We start from the raw sequence: 16,741 nt of genomic DNA on the forward strand, positions 1-16,741 counted from the left end.
TTTAAACCGGAGGTTTTTGATGGCGAAGCTGACTTACAAGATAGTCGAGCATGACGGCGGCTGGGCCTACAAGGTCGGAGCGACCTTCTCGGAGACGTTTCCCACGCATCAGGACGCGTTGCGGGCCGCCGAGATCGCTTCAGCCGAGCAGCAGGTCGCGGGGTCGACGGACGGCATCCAGTACGAGGATGCCGACGGCAAATGGCATGAGGAACTGGCTGATGGACGCGACCGGCCGCAGACCGAGGTTTCCGACTGATCTTTCAGCCCAAAGCCCGATCGCCCCAAAGGCCGGCCGCCCCGGAGCGCCGACCGCGGACGTCGGGAGAGAAAACGTCCTACGGTCAGCAGGGAGCTTACGGCTGATTATTTGCCGCAGTACTGGTCATTGACGTTGCCTTGAGCATTGGCGTCCGGACCTGGAGTGTTGTGAGCACATGGGCCCATCCCACCGGTATTGCCTTGGGTGCTCAACCCGGAGCCGTATGCGTTGATGCTCCCGGTGGTGCTCTGGTCGATGGCTGATGAATCCTCATTGCCGAACAGCGACCAATTGTTCCACCAACTGTCATGGTTGTAATACCTGCCGTCAGTCGACTGCGCCATCGCCGATGTGGCAAGACCGGCCGTCAGAACGAATGCCGCGAAAAGCTTTTTGTACATTGGATCACTCCGTTTTGTCTTCGTCGCCTTGGGTGCGACACGGGGCAAACCAGTCATCAGCCGAATGGTTCCTTGAATTCGTTGTGAAGCGTCGGTGAAGCGACGATCCACGGCGTGGACCACAAGCATCGCCAGCAGGAGCAACGCCGGCAGGCACCGGCGGCACAACGATCAGCCGTGCAGCTTCGCGGCGATTTCGGCGACGCGCCCGCCCTGGAACTTCGCGCCTTCGAGTTCCTGCGCCGAAGGCTGGCGCGAACCGTCGCTGTCGCTTGTGGTGGTCATGCCGTAGGGCGCCCCCCCACGCACGACATCGTTGCCCATCTGAGCCTGATAGGCATAGGACAGGGGAACGATGATCATGCCGTGGTGCTGAAGCATGGCCTGGGTGCTGATCAGCGCCAGTTCCGCGCCGCCGTGCTGGGTCGCGGTCGAAGACATCACCGAGCCGATCTTGTTGATCAGCGCGCCCTTGCCCCATAGCGGGCCGGTCTGGTCGAAGAAGTTCTTCAGTTGCGCGCACATCATTCCGTAACGCGTCGAGGCGCCGACGATGATCGCGTCATAGTCGCTCAGTTCCAGCGGGCTGGCGATCGCCGCTTCCTGGTCGAGCTTGTAGTGGGCGGCCTTGGCGACCGCTTCGGGCACGAGTTCGGCGACGCGCTTGATGGTCACCTCGGCACCGGCTTCGCGAGCGCCTTCGGCTGCGGCCTTGGCCATCTGCTCCATGTGACCCCAGCTCGAATAGTAGAGAACAAGTACTTTGGCCATTTGCGTCTCCTTGACGTGATGATCCTCGCCCGCCCCAGCCACGCCAGGGTACTTAGGGCGCCAATATTCGGGGAATACCGCGTATGCGGGCACAGTTTGTTCACCGGTCGGATGGCATTGCCGCTGGCCGCGTGCCGCGCTATTTCAGGCGACCCGTTTTTGCCGGAGCCATCGATGTCCGAAATCGTTACCGCCGCCATGCTCGTCATCGGCGATGAGATCCTGTCCGGCCGCACCAAGGACAGGAATATCGGCCATCTGGCTGACATCATGACGGCCATCGGCATCGACCTGAAGGAGGTGCGCATCGTTCCCGATGAGGAAGACGAGATTGTCGCCGCGGTAAATGCGGTGCGGGCTCGCTATACCTATGTGTTCACAACCGGCGGCATCGGCCCGACCCATGACGACATCACAGCCGATTCGATTGCCAAGGCCTTCGGCGTGCCGTGCGAATACGATGCCAAGGCCTATGCCCTGCTGGAAGCAAGCTATGCCGCTCGCGGCATCGAATACACCGAGGCCCGCAAGCGCATGGCCCGAATGCCGCGCGGCGCCGACCATATCGACAATCCGGTGTCGGTCGCGCCCGGATTCCGCATCGGAAATGTCCACGTGATGGCGGGCGTGCCCTCGATCTTCCAGGCCATGCTCGACAATGTCGTGCCGACGCTGAAAGCCGGCACGAAAATGCTGTCGGCAGCGGTGCATTGCCCGTTCGGCGAAGGTCTCGTCGGCGGGCCGCTGGGCGAGATCCAGAAAGCGCATCCGGACACGATCATCGGCTCCTATCCGAAATACGGCGACGGCAAGTTCTGGACCGAACTGGTGGTCCGTGCCCGCAGCCAGCAGGCCCTGGACGCCGCGCGCGCCGATGTCGAGGCGATGGTGGCCGGCTTTGCCAGCAGCGCGAGCTGATCCGGTCCAGGCCGGAACCAAGCACAACGCGGCGACGTTTCCTTGCCGCGGGCGGATCGCTCGCAAAATGAGGGGATCACCATGCGCTTCAAGACCATCGTCGCCATTCTGCAGAACGAGCAGGACGCGGAGCGCGTGCTCGACTTCGCCATTCCGCTTGCCGGCCGCTTCCAGAGCCATCTGATCGGCATCCACGCCGAAGCGCTTCCGGTGCCCTACACGTCGGCCACCGGCTTTCCCGACACCGAGTTCCTGCAGGTTTCGGCCGACATGAACCGCGAACGGGCCGAAAAGCTGCGGGCCGCGTTTCTCAGGCATATCGAGAATTCCGGCCTGTCCTTCGAATGGCACAGCCTGGAGAGTTTTTCCGGCGACAGCGCCCTGACCGGCATTTCAAGCGTGCGTGCCGCCGACCTGATCATCGCCGCGCAGCGCGAGACGGGCGGCGATGCGAGCGCCGACGTCGACACACTGGTCTACGACGCCGGACGGCCGGTGCTGGTAGTGCCGCACCTGGGTCCGCTGATCACCACCTTCAAGCGTGTGCTGCTTGCCTGGAACGGCAGCAAGGAGGCCGCACGCGCCGCCTTCGATGCGCTGCCCTTCATCATCGAGGCCGACAAAACCGACATTCTGGTCATCGATCCGCCGGACACGCTCGATGAACGCCCCGAGGCCGCCGGAGCGGAAATCGCTTCCGCCTTGTCGCGTCATGGCGCCAGCGTGAGTGTCTCGGTGCAGAGATCGGGCGGCACCTCGGTCGACGAGGTGATCCAGACCAGGATCGCGGAGACCGGCGCCGATTTGCTGGTGCTTGGCGCCTACAGCCACTCGTGGCTGCGCCAGCTCCTGTTCGGCGGAGTGACGCGCTCCGTGCTGCGCACCGCGCCGGTGGCGGCTTTCCTGTCGCGGTAAGTTCACAGTGTCGTTTGCGGCCGCTCTTGCCAAGCGCGAGGTTTTCCAGTTACTTCCGCGCGCATTCCCCTGTTTTCTGCGCGCGACCGCGCGTGCTGCGGAGTGCGCGAAAGATGTCCCTTCCCGAAAAAGCCTTTCCGGTCTCCTGGGACCAGTTCCACCGCGATGCGCGCGCGCTCGCCTGGCGGCTTGCCGGCACCAACAAGGCGCAATGGAAAGCGATCGTCTGCATCACGCGCGGCGGCCTCGTGCCGGCGGCGATCATCTCGCGGGAGCTTGGCATACGCGTTATCGAGACGGTCTGCGTCGCCTCCTATCATGACTACAGCAGCCAGGGTCAGCTGCAGGTGCTGAAGGAGGTCACGCCGGCCCTGCTTGCCGACGACGGCGCGGGCGTGCTGATTATCGACGACCTGACCGACACCGGCAAGACGGCTGGCATCGTGCGCGCCATGATGCCGAAGGCGCATTTCGCCACCGTCTACGCCAAACCGAAGGGGCGGCCGCTGGTCAATACTTTCGTCACCGAGGTCAGTCAGGATACCTGGATCTATTTTCCCTGGGACATGGGCTTCACCTACCAGAAGCCGATCGCCGACGATCACGCCGGCTGATTCGCGGCAAGCAACCTGCTGCAAATCGAGCCGCAGGGAAGTCTCATCCACTAGGCAAAGGGTCTCGCGAGGCTGGCTGGCGCGCGGAAATCGGCGTCTATTGGCGAAAATCGGCCATCCTGATGAAAGTTTTTACTTTTATTGCCGATAATTAGCCGTAAGATTCGTGAGACGGCAAACGATTCTGGAGGCTGGGGCTAGCTTCTCCGATGCTGACGAGGCCAACGACGCACAACCATCTGGCCGAAAGGGTCCGGCGACTCTTCGGCACCGCGCCGTGCCGTCTGCAGGTAGCCGCCCTGCCCTGGCGCGAAACCGGAAACAGCGTCGAGATCATGCTGATTACCAGCCGCGATACCGGCCGCTGGGTGCTTCCGAAGGGCTGGCCTGAAGCCAGGGAGCCGCTTTGCGAAGCCGCGGCGCGCGAGGCTGTCGAGGAAGCCGGACTGCGCGGGACGATCTCGCATCTCGAGGCCGGCCGCTACTTCTACGCCAAGGCCCTGGCCTCCGGCGAGGAAGTGCCATGCGAGGTATTGGTGTTCCCGCTGCATGTCGACAAGGTCGCCGACCATTGGAAGGAAAAACGCTCCCGCACCCGCAAATGGGTCAATTCGAGCGAAGCGGTGCGCATGGTCAACGAACCGGATCTTTGCCAGATCATCGCCTATTTCTGCGCCGACCCGCGTCGGTTTGCCTGAACCGGGACCGGCCGCGCCACCAAGCAGCTCGGACGGGGGCGCCTGCGGCGTGAATGCTTTTCTAATGAAGACGTAATAGGATCTGATCCGATCCTGGCGTTTTACCGATGACAAATCCCGCAAATCCCAATCCAGAGAGATCCGACGAGCACAAGCGCGAGCATCGCCAGCGCGTGCTCAAGGGCGGCACGATCATCACGGGCATCTCGAATTCGGAAGTTGGCTGCACGCTGCGCAATCAGAATGAAGGTGGCGCCGAACTCAAGGTTCCGCCCGAAGCAACGATTCCGGATCATTTCCTTCTCTATGTGCCCGTCGACGGCATCGGCTATCGATGCGAGGTCCGCTGGCGCCGCAACGGCCGGATCGGGGTGCACTTCACCGGAACCGAGCCGAAGCCCAGGACGCATTACGGCTGATCCGCGACGTCGGATGCGCCAGATGGTCTGTGCCTGGATCACGCCCCGGAGCCGTCGCGAAGCCTGACAAGCGCGTCTTTGTCCCCTCGGCCGGGGGCTACCGCGGCAGCTCCATTCTATCCCCGTTATCCACATGTGTGACACACAAGATGTTGAGGTCACAAAAGCTACGCAAACGAATCCTTGACGGCGCAAAACGAGTCGCCTTTTATAGGCCATGCGCTCCTGTTGAGAGCGCGACCGGAAAGTTCTGAGCCCGGTCTTTTTCCCGGATTATGTGCGTTTTTCCCCACATTTCCGCCTGTTTACGAGGCTGGCGGAAGCGTTGGGATTGTGGGGGCGTGGGCGATAAAAGGGAGAATTGTCGGACTGGAATAAATTGTCTGTTAACACTATATTTAGTGTTTGCAGGCAGGTTCGACGCTAGATAATGTGAATTTCCCTCGAGTGAGGGAATCGGAAAAAATCAGTTTTGAGGGACCCGCGGGTTCGTCGGTGAGTTGGACAGGCGCTTCGCAAGAAGTTTGACCAGCAAGGCGGACGAAGACCGCGAAAATGGAGAGCCGGCCGTTTTCGAACGCCGGCAGACGGCGGACATGCGCGTTTCGCATTGGGAGCAGAAATCTCCTGACGAAAGCGCTATATATAGACAAAAGGGACCGGACAATGCGCATCGAGCGTCGTTTCACCAGGCAGGGACAATCGGCTTACGCGGAGATCGAATTCCGCAAGGCGCTCTCCGAGATCAAGAATCCGGATGGCTCGGTGGTGTTCCGCTTGGACAATATCGACGTGCCGGCGCAATTCTCCCAGGTCGCCGCCGACATCCTGGCGCAGAAATATTTCCGCAAGGCCGGCGTCCCCGCGCGGCTGAAGAAGGTCGAGGAGAACGATGTTCCCTCCTTCCTGTGGCGCTCCGTCGCCGACGAGGCCGAACTTGCCAAGCTGCCGGAAGCCGAGCGCTACGGGTCCGAGATCGACGCCCGCCAGGTCTTCGACCGGTTGGCCGGCACCTGGACCTATTGGGGCTGGAAGGGCGGCTATTTCAAGTCGGAGGAAGACGCGCGCGCCTTCCGCGACGAGCTTGCCTACATGCTTGCCACCCAGCGCGTGGCGCCGAACTCGCCGCAATGGTTCAACACCGGCCTGCACTGGGCCTATGGCATAGACGGCCCGAGCCAGGGCCACTTCTATGTCGACCCGTTCACCGGCAAGCTGACCAAGTCGAAATCCTCCTACGAGCACCCGCAGCCGCATGCCTGCTTCATCCAGGGCGTGCAGGACGACCTCGTCAATGAGGGCGGCATCATGGATCTGTGGGTGCGCGAGGCGCGCCTGTTCAAATACGGCTCGGGCACCGGCTCCAATTTCTCGCTGCTGCGCGGCGAGGGCGAAAAGCTGTCCGGCGGCGGCCGTTCGTCCGGCCTGATGAGCTTCCTCAAGATCGGCGACCGCGCCGCGGGCGCCATCAAGTCGGGCGGCACGACGCGCCGCGCCGCCAAGATGGTCATCGTCGACGCCGATCACCCCGACATCGAGGAATTCATCGACTGGAAGGTCAATGAAGAGCAGAAGGTCGCCTCGCTGGTGACCGGCTCCAAGATCGTCAAGAAGCATCTCGAAGCGATCATGAAGGCCTGCGTCAACTGCGAAGGCCATGACGACGACTGCTTCGACCCCGCCGTCAACACCGCACTGAAGCGCGAGATCAAGGCGGCCAAGAAGGACGCGGTGCCGGAGAACTACATCTACCGCGTCATCCAGTTCGCCAAGCAGGGCTACACCTCGATGTCGTTCAAGACCTACGACACCGACTGGGATTCCGACGCCTACCTCACCGTCTCCGGCCAGAACTCCAACAATTCGGTGTCGCTGAAGGACAATTTCCTGCGCGCCGTCGAGGATGATGCCGACTGGCATCTCACCGCCCGCAAGGACGGCAAGGTGCTGAAGACGCTGAAGGCCAGGGATCTCTGGGAAAAGATCGGCTACGCCGCCTGGGCGTCGGCCGATCCGGGCCTGCATTTCAACACGACGATGAACGACTGGCACACCTGCGCCTCCGCCGGTGCGATCCGGGCCTCCAACCCGTGCTCGGAATACATGTTCCTCGACGACACGGCCTGCAATCTCGCCTCGATCAATCTGCTCCCCTACCGCAATGCCGACGGCACGATCGACATCGCTGCCTATGAGCATACGGTGCGGCTATGGACCATCGTGCTGGAAATCTCGGTCATGATGGCGCAGTTCCCGTCGAAGGAGATCGCCAAGCTCTCCTACGACTACCGCACGCTGGGCCTCGGCTATGCCAATATTGGCGGCCTGTTGATGACCTCGGGCATTCCCTACGATTCCGATGAGGGCCGCGCCATCTGCGCCGCGCTCACCGCCGTCATGACCGGCACCGCCTACGCCACCTCGGCCGAGATGGCGTCCCAGCTCGGCGCCTTCCCCGATTACGACCGCAATGCGCAGAACATGCTGCGCGTCATGCGCAATCATCGCCGCGCCGCCTATGGCGACAAGGACGGCTACGAGAAGCTGGCCGTCAACCCGGTGCCGCTGGTCGCTTCCGACCTCAAGCAGCAGGAGCTGGCGACGCACGCCAAGGCTGCCTGGGACCGTGCCATCGAACTCGGCGAGGAGCATGGCTATCGCAACGCGCAGGCGACCGTGATTGCGCCGACCGGCACGATCGGACTGGTCATGGATTGCGACACAACAGGCATCGAACCCGACTTCGCGCTGGTGAAGTTCAAGAAGCTTGCCGGCGGCGGCTATTTCAAGATCATCAACCGCGCCGTGCCGGAAGCGCTACGCACGCTGGGCTATTCGGAAAGCCAGATCGCTGAGATCGAGGCCTACGCCGTCGGCCACGGCAATCTCAACCAGGCTCCCGGCATCAACCCCGGCTCGCTCAAGGCCAAGGGCTTCACCGACGACAAGATCGCGGCGCTGAATGCCGCGCTGAAGTCGGCCTTCGACATCAAGTTCGTCTTCAACCAGTGGACGCTGGGCGCCGACTGGGTGAAGGAGACCTTTGGCTTCACCGACGAGCAGCTCAACGACTTCTCGTTCGAGATGCTGCCGGCGCTGGGCTTCTCCAGGAAGGACATCGAAGCCGCCAACATCCATGTCTGCGGTGCGATGACGCTCGAGGGAGCGCCCTTCCTCAAGGCCGAACACCTCCCCGTGTTCGATTGCGCCAGCCCCTGCGGCAAGATCGGCAAGCGCTCGCTGTCGATCAACAGCCACATCCAGATGATGGCGGCGGCACAGCCTTTCATTTCCGGCGCCATTTCCAAGACCATCAACATGCCGAATGACGCCACGGTGGAGGACGCCAAGAACGCCTACATGCTGTCGTGGAAGCTGGCGCTGAAGGCCAACGCGCTCTACCGCGACGGCTCGAAGCTCTCGCAGCCGCTCAATGCCTCGCTGCTCGCCGATGGCGAGGAGGACGAGGACGAGGCGATCGAACAGCTGGTCGCCGCGCCTGCCGCGCAGCGTGCGGTGCAGGTCACCGAAAAGATCGTCGAGCGCGTCGTGGAGCGTCTCTACCGCGACCGCGAAAAACTGCCGAACCGCCGCAAGGGGTATACGCAGAAGGCGGTCGTTGGCGGCCACAAGGTCTACCTGCGCACCGGCGAGTTCGACGACGGGCGTCTCGGCGAGATCTTCATCGACATGCACAAGGAAGGCGCTGCCTTCCGGGCGATGATGAACAATTTTGCCATCGCCATCTCGCTCGGCCTGCAATATGGCGTGCCACTCGAGGAATTTGTCGAAGCCTTCACCTTCACCAAGTTCGAGCCGGCCGGCATGGTGCAGGGCAATGACGCGATCAAGAACGCGACGTCGATCCTCGATTACGTGTTCCGCGAACTTGCCGTGTCCTATCTCAACCGCCACGATCTCGCCCATGTCGACCAGTCGGATTTCGACAAGACGGCACTTGGGCGCGGCATCACCGAAGGCAAGGCCACGCCCTTCTCCAAGGGCCTCTACCGCGGTGCCTCGCCGGTCAAGCTGGTGTCGGGCGCCGAACCCAAGGGATTCGGCGGTTCCGCCCCGGCCACGGCCCCTGCCCGCGTGGCGCCGACGGCCTTCTCCGGCTCTAACGTACTGGCGCTGAAGCCGGCGAGCGACGAGGCCATCGCCTACAAGCGCGACTATGAGGAACGCGCCAGGGAACTGGTCGAGGACATCGCCGAGGAGGAAGCCGAGGCTTCGGGTGCCGAGGGGCTGTTCTCCAACGCCGCCGCGCACGAAGCCGCGGAAGCCAAGGCGCTCGCCGCCACCCGGCGCCAGCAATCGCTGATGCAGGGCTACACCGGCAACGAATGCTCGGAATGCCACAACTTCACCATGGTGCGGAACGGCACCTGCGAGAAGTGCGATACGTGTGGAAGCACGAGCGGGTGCAGCTGAGAGCTGATGCCGCCTCGGCTTACAGTCCGCGAAGTCATTCGCTTGCTGGAGACCGATGGCTGGTATCTGGTTGCAACCAAGGGCAGCCATCGCCAATATAAGCACAAGATAAAAGCCGGCCGCGTCACCGTGGCCGGCAAGTCGTCTGAAGAGGTTGCACCAGGGACATTGAACAGCATCCTCAAGCAGTCCGGGTTAAAGGAGTGACGACATGCGTTACGCTGTGGTGATTGAAAAAGCAGGAGATAATTTTTCTGCTTATGTGCCGGACCTGCCCGGCTGTATCGCGACCGGCGCGACGGTGCCTGAGGTGGAAACCGAGATTCGCGACGCAATACGCTTTCATATCGAGGGCTTGCGTGCCGATGGGTTGGATGTGCCCGAAAGTGTCAGCCTGGCAGAATATGTAGAGGCATAGAAGGCGCCGCTGCGATCCTTCCAATCCAGATCAGCCTCTGACCTCAGCACCTATTCCGCCGGCAACACTCGCAGCGTCTGCTCATCAAACAGCGGCTCGTCCTGGCCAATCCGGACAAACAGCAGCTTTTGCGCCGCACCCGCCGGTATCTCGAAATACTGGATGCCATCGGGCATCTCGCCCCAGTCGCCGCAGGGCGGTTCGGGGACCTCGTTGGGGTCGGCAAGTGCCTTCAGCTCTTTCGCGTAGGTGGCGTCGGGGCTGAATGTATAGCGTTTGACACCGGCGGGCACGGTTCCTTCCGTGTAGGGGGCGAGCACGCAGCGTGCGCCGACGGCGTTGTCGGTCTTTTCCAGGAACAGCCGCTGCAACGCGGCTTCGGCAGTTTCGCCGGGCTTGATGTCGAATACCTCAACCAGAGGATCGGCCGCGCCGCCATCGCTGTATTTGACGGCGAGCGCCTCGCCTGCGAACTCAAAGTGGATCTGGCGGAAACCGAAATCGCAGCGCTGCACCCAGGCGGCGAGCCCGACGGTTTTGTCGGTCAGCCTTTCCCAGGCGCATTTGTCGATGGGCGGGCGCGACGGCGCCGGTTCATCCGCTCGTGCCACGGCCGATATTGCCACGGACGCAAACAGGGCGCTGCCCCAGACGATCGATATCATGGCGCTATTCATCGCTGCATCCTGTCAAAGTGAAGACATCCCACGCCGAGCCACCGGGGTTGGCGTTGGCGAAGTCGACCCAATCGGTGAAAGCCACGCCGAAATCCGGCAGCAGCAGCCCTTTCGGCGCCGGCGTCGCTTCGCGCGAGTTCAACTGCTCGGCGCCGCCTCCGGTCAAGGCATAGACTTGGCCCTCCCATATCCTGCACAGGCCGCTGCCGTCCTGCAGCCCCGCTTCGCGGTCATCGTCGGTGCAGGGATGGCGGATGGTGCCGAGCGGCAACGAATTCCTGCCGTTGGTCCAGGTGATATCGGCCGGGAGGCGGATATCGGTCTTGGGCACGGCCAGCGAAAACACCTGCGCCGTCAGTGCCGCCGGCTCATTGGCGAGCGGCCGGAATTGCATGACCGCACCGGAGCGCTGCTCCCGATAGGTGGCATGGCTCAGCAAGCATTCCCCGGCGTTCGCCACCTGCATCGAACTGAGCAGACCCGCGAAGACGAAGGCCAGTTTACGGGTGATCATCAAATGTCCCTGGGAAAGCGTTGTGAAAGCCAAATGCTGGCCGCATACCGTCCCGCACAGTCGCATCATCCACGCAAAAGCATAAGCGAAATCCGGAACGGCTGCATTGTCGGCTCCTTGGACGAAAACTTATCTCTCGCAACCCAACAGCCTGTATGGTCGAGCGCACTGATCGAGGGGTGGTGATGCGACGTTTGGTGATTACGATGGCAATGTCCGCATTCGCGACTGGTGCTGCGCTGGCGGCGTCGCCCTATGTCGGGACTTGGTCCAGCGACCGACTGAACTGCCACGCGGCCGCCGACATCCAACGCCAGACCGTCTACTCCGTAGACCGAGCGGCCCTGTCGCTGCCCGAGTTCGGCTGCGAGCACGCGTCATTTCGCAAGTCGCCGACCGGCTGGGTGGTACATGCTAGCCGGTGCTACGGATCGTACCCGTCACTGGAGGAGCCCTTCACTCGTGTCATCCATATCGAGAGGCATGGCGCCACGATGCGGTTCACCTGGCCTGGCTTCGACAGCGGACTTCTTGTGCATTGCTGAGGCGTTCGCGTCAGACCAGCCCGACCAGAAAAGCAGCGCTGCCGAGAAAGCCAACCGAACAGACCCACAGCACCCACAATCCGAGCACCCTGCATTCGAGCACCGCCGAAGCAGGGTTGGCGGGGTCATAGTGCACGTCCACCTTGGTGCCCTCGACATAGCACCGCGCCTGAGCCCCGACGAGGCCTGGCAACGAAGCCGTCACGCTGGCGCCGAAAGCGACGCGATCGGCACTGTATCGCTGGCCGGCGACGCCATAGCTGTAGACGATGCGGGATTTGAAAACAGTACGCCAGGGCCGATAGCTCCCGGTCCGCTCGCGGGTTTTGATCGCCTGCAGGCCCGACGCGTCGATGCGGCCGACGGCGACCGGCCATTTTGCCGCCTGCTCGGCCATCGATTTCTGGACGAAGCCCATGCGCAGGACAAACAGGCCCATGAACAGCAACAGAGCCGCCGCACCGACATACTGCGGCTTGGGCAAATACGGGCCGATCGCCTCCAGGACACCGCCGACGGAAAACACCAACACCAGGGCGCCGACCACCAGCCCGGCGGAAAGCTGCACCATGAATTTGAAGGCGCCCTCCGGCATGGTGCGCTCGATCACGGCCTTGGCCGGATCGACAGGGTTATAGAAGACGGTCACGGCTGCGCCGCGGGGAAATCGCGCAAGGGTTTCGGCGACTTCGAAATTCCCCAGATTTTCCTGCACGCTGTAGTGCGAACTCTGAAATGTCTTCTTATCCACCTTGTACTCGAAGGTGATCGCCGGAAAATTGCGGATCTCGGTGGAATCGCTGCTGTCAGACCCGGAGCCGGAGCTTCGGACCTCGCGCGCTTCGACGCGCGAGGAGATGATCTTTCCCGGCGCCGGCAACCAGCGGCTGACCGCTTTGACCTCTCGCCATTTCAGGAAAGTGACGATCGACAGCCCGCCGGCGACCGCGCAGGCAAAGCCGACCAACAGAAATTTGAGTTCCAACTCATCTCCCCCGGAGTTCAGGAGCCCGCACATAGACATCATGACGACGGCAATGTCTTGCTTATTCGCTGAAACGGCCGAAGCCTCCGCGGATGCTCATCATCGTCTCCCATTTGCTGGCCAAACCGGCGGAGACCTGGGAGAGCGAAGCACGCCAAGCCTGATGGCTTGTTTCAATCCGCGTCGGCCACCATCTGCCGGCCGCCGGCCCAGGCGCGCCATTGGCGCTCGTCGCCGTGGAAGACGTTGAGGTCGATGCGGCCGGTGACGCCATGCGATAGGCCGGAGCCGGAATATTGCCAGAACAGCCATTTGCGGCCGGGATAGACCTTTGAGGGGTGCTGCGCCACGGCGCGCAGCCAGAACGAATAATCGAGGAATTCGCCGCGAAGATTGTCGCGGTAGAAATCGGGCGCGGTGTAGATGATGGGCCGCTGGCCGTAATGGCGTTCAAGCTTGTCCATGAACACCTGCATCTTCTCCAGCACCTTTTCGCGCGACGGCCGCCGCTTGCAGCTGGATTCGCCATTCCATTCGACATCGATCACCGGCGGCAAGGCGCCCTCGACCCTGGGCACGTTGCGGATGAACCAGTCGGCCTGCTCGCCGGCGGTGCGGCACCAGTAGAAGAAGTGATAGGCGCCGCGCTTCAGCCCTGCGGCGTCGGCGTTGCGCCAATTCCTGGTGAACATCGGATCGAGATGGTCGCCGCCGTCGGTCGCTTTAATATAGGCGAAATTGGCGCCCTGGGCGCGCAGCTTCTCCCAGTTGACGTTGCCTTGCCAGCGCGACACGTCGACGCCATGCACGGCAAGGTGTCGCGGCGAAGAGCGGCCGAAATTGATCGGCTTGGCATCGCGAAAGCCGTAGCGCGTGACAGGCCCGGCCAGCATCGGCGGTGCCGCCCGTGACAAGAGCTTCGGCGGCGATACAAGCGCCGCCGGCTCGACGACCGGCGGCTCGACGCTGTCCGGCAGGTCGGGCGCCGGAAACGCCACCGTCTCTTCCTCCGCCAGGCCGTAAGGTCGGACATTCTCGTCCACCGGCATGGCTTCCGCCATCCTGCGTTCGGCTGCCATTCTCCGTTCGGCCTTGGTCACTGGGGCGGATGCGATCGGCGCGCTTGGTCGCACCACCGAGTTGGTGATCTCGTTCGACGGCTTCTGGATGTCCAGCGCGTCCATGCCGGATGTCGACGAGCAGCCGGCAAGGCACAGCGTTGCGATCACGAAACTGACGGCGCCTGGTAACCGCATCTGGACCTGTACTCAAACACAACAGACCGAAGGCAACGGCCGACGGACAAACCAGGTCTAGTTATGAACGAGAAATTACCAATAAAGATTGAATCAAGTTTTTAAGCATGTTGGGCACGGTTCCGAGTGTCGGCCGTGCGCGGTGACAAGCGCAATCTAGGCCTGCCGATCCTATCGCCTGAAGACGCCGATCATCGGCCCCAGGTTCCAGTAGTCGTCATTGCGGCCGATGGCCGGCGCGAGCAGGCTCGATATCGACCCGTCGAGGAACAGCGCATTGTCGCAGCCGAGCCCGTCGCGAAACAGGCGTGCGAATGCATGGAATGTCACCGTGCCATTCGAAATGGCGAAGACGACGACGCCGTCCTTTCGCACCCCGACACCGTCGCGCGTCTTGCGCGAGGTGCTGTCGGCCCGGAATTTCTGGTGCAACTTGCCGTTGATCACCAGCATCGGCCCGGACTGCGTGGCATAATCGGTGGGCGGACGCTTCTCTAAGAAATCCCTTGTCGCGCGGACCGCGGCCTTGCCGTCGCTGATGTAGAAAATACCATTGGGCTGGAGCGAAAAATTGCCGCTTCCCGACCCGACCTTCGCCGAGGCCAGTTCCTGCCCGCGCTCGACATACAGGCCGACCGGCGCGAGGTTTGGATGGTACATTCCGGCATTGATGGCGAACAGCATCGTGCGCCCGGCCCGCCGCTGGGCATCGTCGAGATTGTGCAGCGATTGATAGGGCTTGCCGGCCGGATCCTTCCAGAACAATTCGATCCGATATTGCCTGGGATCGACCTCGCAGACCAGGTAGCTGGTGACCTCGAAGACGAAATCGCGGCACGGCGGCAACGAGGCGAACCATTGGCCGACTCCCATGCCGATCGCCGCCGCCGACGGCAGCGCGGTCTTGATCAGCGCGAGCAGTAATGGCGCGGATTGGAGGACAGTCAAAAGATCCATGCGCGCACCGGATTGCCGGTTCCAACGAGCCGCCGCCAGCATTCGCCGGCACGACGCAAGAACGGTCCCAAGCGGGAATGGATCAAACGGCCAAGGTCGAAGTGCGGCTGCCGACGCAAGACATCGGCGACATCATTGAACAGAGCTGACGAGCCGCTCGTCGCCGCCAAGGATGGAAACCCAGCGACCGCTGTTGTCGCTCGCCTGTCTCTTCAGGTAGCGATAGCCTGTCTGGTTCCAGAGGCGAACCTTGTCGCTGAGATTGTCGAGGACGAAATCGCCCTTGTCGGTGCGCACCGTAAGCACGGCGTGGCCTTCGCCGTCCGGCTTGCGCACCACCGTCATCAGCAGATTGGCGATTGCAATGCCGGCGGCCTGGAGCTCGCGCTGCTTTTCAAGCGCGTAGTCTTCGCAGTCGCCAAACCCGTTATCGGGGTAGGCCCACCACTCATCCTTGCCGTAGTTGTCCATGTCGCTCATCGGCTTGACGCGGGTGTTGACCGAGAGATTTACGGCGGAAATTTCCCGCAACAGCTGGCCGGTCATGCTCTCCGGAGCGTTGGCGGGCGAGCGGATGGAGCATTCGGCAGAATGGACCTTGCAAAAATCATAGTGCCCGATCGGCTGGGAGGTTTGCCCGCCGATAGTCATGGAAAGCGGTCCCGCATTCGCCAAACCCGCGGCCGAACAAAAAGCCGTCAGCGCCAACGCAAACCCCAAACCCCTCGCCTTGCGGCGCCAACCCACCGAGGATGCCATACGGCCCCACCCATCTATTTTTGTTAACAGAACGTTAAAGATGGATTTTGCCTGGAGTCAATGAAGGCGGCCGATCACATCTTTGGCGATCGACGCATGCCCGACCGGGGTTGCGCCGAAGCAACACCGGCTCGCACATTCCTGGAGTTGCCTTTTAGTCCCTTGTTTGACGCCGCGGAAAACCGCTGCGCGCTTTCCGGGATTGCTTCAGGCAAGCCATCCCATCGCCAGGCCCAGCAGCAAGGCGATGCCGAGCACGCCGCGATAAATGACGAAAGGCCAGGCTGAGAAGCGTTCCAGCACGCGCATCAGGCCCCATATGGCGAAGAAGGCGGATAGCGAGGCGACGACCAGGCCGACCGCGAGGATCGACCAGCCATGGGCATCGAGATGGGCCTTGTGCAGTTCCCAGAGCTCCTTGAGACCGGCGAGTGCGATGGCCGGCAGCCCCAGCAGGAATGAAAAGCGCGCCGCTTCTTCCCGCTTAAAGCCGAGCCCCAGTGCTGCCGTCAAGGTCGAACCGGACCGCGAGACGCCCGGGATCAATGCGCCGATTTGGGCGATGCCGACGAGCAGCGCATCGGCCATGGAGGCCTGGCCCATGGTGCGCGCATGGCGGGCACGGAGTTCGGCCAGCGCCAGCAGGAGTGCCATGACGATGCAGGCCCAGCCGATGACCCCGAGGCCGCGCAGCGGCGAATTGCAGGCGTTGAGAAGGCCAGACAGAGCCACGCCGGCGATGACGATCGGGATCGTCGCCAGCACGATCCAGAGCGCCAGCCGGAAATGTCGGTCGGCCAAATCGCGCCGTTTCAAGGCACTGACCGAACCGGACAGGATGTCCCTGACATCGTTCCAGAAGTAGCTGATCACCGCGGCGAGGGCCGCAAGCTGCATGGCGGCGGAGAAAGCGGAGCCGGGATCCTGCCAGCCCAGCATCGCCGGGACGACGCGCATGTGGGCGGTCGAGGAAATTGGCAGCAGTTCGGTGATGCCTTGCACCAAGCCGAGAAATGCGACCTTGGCGTAGCCCAGGCCGACAAAGCCCATGTCCATGCCTTGCATGCAGCTGTCGGCCATGTCGAATTCCATGTCAGAGAGATCGGAGTTGCGCGGGGAACGACTGGGGCGATCGGCCCCTGGGCAAGCCATACCGCCATGGGACGGAAAATCAATTTACGGATTTGTGAACTGGCAC

The 16,741-nt window shown here is 62.4% G+C and carries 19 protein-coding genes; 10 read left to right on the forward strand and 9 right to left on the reverse strand.

Going from position 1 to position 16,741, the window contains the following annotated elements; translation table 11 throughout:
• Window positions 1–19 precede the first annotated feature (19 nt).
• Entirely contained in the window at window positions 20–259 is a 240-nt protein-coding gene (locus FJ942_RS13345; protein WP_140493732.1) for a DUF2188 domain-containing protein, read from the forward strand.
• Between the two features lie 107 nt (window positions 260–366).
• Here FJ942_RS13345 and FJ942_RS13350 read toward each other — a convergent pair whose 3' ends face one another.
• Both FJ942_RS13350 and wrbA read right to left on the reverse strand, forming a co-directional pair.
• Window positions 367–663: a hypothetical protein gene (locus FJ942_RS13350; protein WP_140494988.1), complete on the reverse strand. Its 297-nt coding sequence runs from the start codon at window positions 661–663 to the stop codon at window positions 367–369.
• A gap of 171 nt (window positions 664–834) precedes the next feature.
• A complete protein-coding gene (gene wrbA / locus FJ942_RS13355; RefSeq protein WP_140671730.1) occupies window positions 835–1,434 on the reverse strand; it encodes an NAD(P)H:quinone oxidoreductase type IV in 600 nt (199 codons plus the stop codon).
• Between the two features lie 174 nt (window positions 1,435–1,608).
• Between wrbA and FJ942_RS13360 the strand changes: the two genes are divergently transcribed.
• The 8 genes from FJ942_RS13360 (at window position 1,609) to FJ942_RS13395 (ending at window position 9,850) form a co-directional block, all read left to right on the forward strand.
• On the forward strand, window positions 1,609–2,352 hold the full coding sequence (locus FJ942_RS13360; RefSeq protein ID WP_140517664.1) for a competence/damage-inducible protein A: 744 nt from the start codon (window positions 1,609–1,611) through the stop codon (window positions 2,350–2,352).
• Window positions 2,353–2,433: 81 nt separating this feature from the next.
• The gene (locus FJ942_RS13365; protein WP_140493736.1) at window positions 2,434–3,267 is read left to right on the forward strand and encodes a universal stress protein; all 834 of its coding nucleotides are present in this window, start codon (window positions 2,434–2,436) and stop codon (window positions 3,265–3,267) included.
• Between the two features lie 113 nt (window positions 3,268–3,380).
• Window positions 3,381–3,881, forward strand: a complete 501-nt coding sequence (gene gpt / locus FJ942_RS13370; RefSeq protein ID WP_140897935.1) for a xanthine phosphoribosyltransferase — start codon at window positions 3,381–3,383, stop codon at window positions 3,879–3,881.
• 209 nt (window positions 3,882–4,090) lie between these two features.
• A complete protein-coding gene (locus tag FJ942_RS13375; RefSeq protein WP_140517665.1) occupies window positions 4,091–4,579 on the forward strand; it encodes an NUDIX hydrolase in 489 nt (162 codons plus the stop codon).
• Between the two features lie 107 nt (window positions 4,580–4,686).
• Window positions 4,687–4,998: a PilZ domain-containing protein gene (locus FJ942_RS13380; RefSeq protein ID WP_140493741.1), complete on the forward strand. Its 312-nt coding sequence runs from the start codon at window positions 4,687–4,689 to the stop codon at window positions 4,996–4,998.
• 666 nt (window positions 4,999–5,664) lie between these two features.
• Window positions 5,665–9,432, forward strand: coding sequence for a vitamin B12-dependent ribonucleotide reductase (locus tag FJ942_RS13385; protein WP_140897937.1), 3,768 nt, complete (start codon window positions 5,665–5,667; stop codon window positions 9,430–9,432).
• Window positions 9,433–9,438: 6 nt separating this feature from the next.
• Window positions 9,439–9,639: a type II toxin-antitoxin system HicA family toxin gene (locus FJ942_RS13390; protein WP_140517667.1), complete on the forward strand. Its 201-nt coding sequence runs from the start codon at window positions 9,439–9,441 to the stop codon at window positions 9,637–9,639.
• A 4-nt stretch (window positions 9,640–9,643) separates the two neighbouring features.
• Window positions 9,644–9,850: a type II toxin-antitoxin system HicB family antitoxin gene (locus FJ942_RS13395; RefSeq protein ID WP_140517668.1), complete on the forward strand. Its 207-nt coding sequence runs from the start codon at window positions 9,644–9,646 to the stop codon at window positions 9,848–9,850.
• A 50-nt stretch (window positions 9,851–9,900) separates the two neighbouring features.
• Here the strand turns inward: FJ942_RS13395 and FJ942_RS13400 are convergent, their stop codons facing one another.
• Together FJ942_RS13400 and FJ942_RS13405 are read right to left on the reverse strand one after the other, a co-directional pair.
• The gene (locus tag FJ942_RS13400) at window positions 9,901–10,527 is read right to left on the reverse strand and encodes a hypothetical protein (protein WP_140897939.1); all 627 of its coding nucleotides are present in this window, start codon (window positions 10,525–10,527) and stop codon (window positions 9,901–9,903) included.
• Window positions 10,520–11,041: a hypothetical protein gene (locus FJ942_RS13405; protein ID WP_140517670.1), complete on the reverse strand. Its 522-nt coding sequence runs from the start codon at window positions 11,039–11,041 to the stop codon at window positions 10,520–10,522. Before FJ942_RS13405 ends, FJ942_RS13400 begins: the two co-directional genes overlap by 8 nt.
• 206 nt (window positions 11,042–11,247) lie before the next feature.
• On the opposite strand from FJ942_RS13405, the gene FJ942_RS13410 reads away from it, so the two are divergent.
• Window positions 11,248–11,586 (forward strand): hypothetical protein, encoded by a 339-nt coding sequence (locus FJ942_RS13410; RefSeq protein ID WP_224519152.1) that lies wholly within the window; start codon window positions 11,248–11,250, stop codon window positions 11,584–11,586.
• Window positions 11,587–11,596: 10 nt separating this feature from the next.
• Here FJ942_RS13410 and FJ942_RS13415 read toward each other — a convergent pair whose 3' ends face one another.
• From FJ942_RS13415 to FJ942_RS13435, 5 genes are all read right to left on the reverse strand, one after another.
• On the reverse strand, window positions 11,597–12,571 hold the full coding sequence (locus FJ942_RS13415; RefSeq protein WP_226880337.1) for a DUF3592 domain-containing protein: 975 nt from the start codon (window positions 12,569–12,571) through the stop codon (window positions 11,597–11,599).
• A gap of 173 nt (window positions 12,572–12,744) precedes the next feature.
• Complete coding sequence (locus FJ942_RS13420) at window positions 12,745–13,827, reverse strand: GH25 family lysozyme (protein WP_140517671.1); 1,083 nt, start codon at window positions 13,825–13,827, stop codon at window positions 12,745–12,747.
• A gap of 171 nt (window positions 13,828–13,998) precedes the next feature.
• Entirely contained in the window at window positions 13,999–14,784 is a 786-nt protein-coding gene (locus FJ942_RS13425) for a phosphodiester glycosidase family protein (protein ID WP_140517672.1), read from the reverse strand.
• 132 nt (window positions 14,785–14,916) lie between these two features.
• Window positions 14,917–15,543, reverse strand: a complete 627-nt coding sequence (locus FJ942_RS13430) for a transglutaminase-like cysteine peptidase (RefSeq protein ID WP_140517673.1) — start codon at window positions 15,541–15,543, stop codon at window positions 14,917–14,919.
• A gap of 207 nt (window positions 15,544–15,750) precedes the next feature.
• Window positions 15,751–16,623: an undecaprenyl-diphosphate phosphatase gene (locus tag FJ942_RS13435; RefSeq protein WP_140517674.1), complete on the reverse strand. Its 873-nt coding sequence runs from the start codon at window positions 16,621–16,623 to the stop codon at window positions 15,751–15,753.
• Window positions 16,624–16,741 lie beyond the last annotated feature (118 nt).

This window comes from Mesorhizobium sp. B2-4-2, assembly GCF_006442845.1.
Classification (GTDB): Bacteria; Pseudomonadota; Alphaproteobacteria; order Rhizobiales; family Rhizobiaceae; genus Mesorhizobium.

Bases quoted from the DNA above. Each gene is read 5' to 3' on its own strand.
- FJ942_RS13345 (WP_140493732.1), top strand. From the start codon at position 20: ATGGCGAAGCTGACTTACAAGATAGTCGAGCATGACGGCGGCTGGGCC.
- FJ942_RS13350 (WP_140494988.1), bottom strand. From the start codon at position 663: ATGTACAAAAAGCTTTTCGCGGCATTCGTTCTGACGGCCGGTCTTGCC.
- wrbA (WP_140671730.1), bottom strand. From the start codon at position 1,434: ATGGCCAAAGTACTTGTTCTCTACTATTCGAGCTGGGGTCACATGGAG.
- FJ942_RS13360 (WP_140517664.1), top strand. From the start codon at position 1,609: ATGTCCGAAATCGTTACCGCCGCCATGCTCGTCATCGGCGATGAGATC.
- FJ942_RS13365 (WP_140493736.1), top strand. From the start codon at position 2,434: ATGCGCTTCAAGACCATCGTCGCCATTCTGCAGAACGAGCAGGACGCG.
- gpt (WP_140897935.1), top strand. From the start codon at position 3,381: ATGTCCCTTCCCGAAAAAGCCTTTCCGGTCTCCTGGGACCAGTTCCAC.
- FJ942_RS13375 (WP_140517665.1), top strand. From the start codon at position 4,091: ATGCTGACGAGGCCAACGACGCACAACCATCTGGCCGAAAGGGTCCGG.
- FJ942_RS13380 (WP_140493741.1), top strand. From the start codon at position 4,687: ATGACAAATCCCGCAAATCCCAATCCAGAGAGATCCGACGAGCACAAG.
- FJ942_RS13385 (WP_140897937.1), top strand. From the start codon at position 5,665: ATGCGCATCGAGCGTCGTTTCACCAGGCAGGGACAATCGGCTTACGCG.
- FJ942_RS13390 (WP_140517667.1), top strand. From the start codon at position 9,439: ATGCCGCCTCGGCTTACAGTCCGCGAAGTCATTCGCTTGCTGGAGACC.
- FJ942_RS13395 (WP_140517668.1), top strand. From the start codon at position 9,644: ATGCGTTACGCTGTGGTGATTGAAAAAGCAGGAGATAATTTTTCTGCT.
- FJ942_RS13400 (WP_140897939.1), bottom strand. From the start codon at position 10,527: ATGAATAGCGCCATGATATCGATCGTCTGGGGCAGCGCCCTGTTTGCG.
- FJ942_RS13405 (WP_140517670.1), bottom strand. From the start codon at position 11,041: ATGATCACCCGTAAACTGGCCTTCGTCTTCGCGGGTCTGCTCAGTTCG.
- FJ942_RS13410 (WP_224519152.1), top strand. From the start codon at position 11,248: ATGGCAATGTCCGCATTCGCGACTGGTGCTGCGCTGGCGGCGTCGCCC.
- FJ942_RS13420 (WP_140517671.1), bottom strand. From the start codon at position 13,827: ATGCGGTTACCAGGCGCCGTCAGTTTCGTGATCGCAACGCTGTGCCTT.
- FJ942_RS13425 (WP_140517672.1), bottom strand. From the start codon at position 14,784: ATGGATCTTTTGACTGTCCTCCAATCCGCGCCATTACTGCTCGCGCTG.
- FJ942_RS13430 (WP_140517673.1), bottom strand. From the start codon at position 15,543: ATGGCATCCTCGGTGGGTTGGCGCCGCAAGGCGAGGGGTTTGGGGTTT.
- FJ942_RS13435 (WP_140517674.1), bottom strand. From the start codon at position 16,623: ATGGCCGACAGCTGCATGCAAGGCATGGACATGGGCTTTGTCGGCCTG.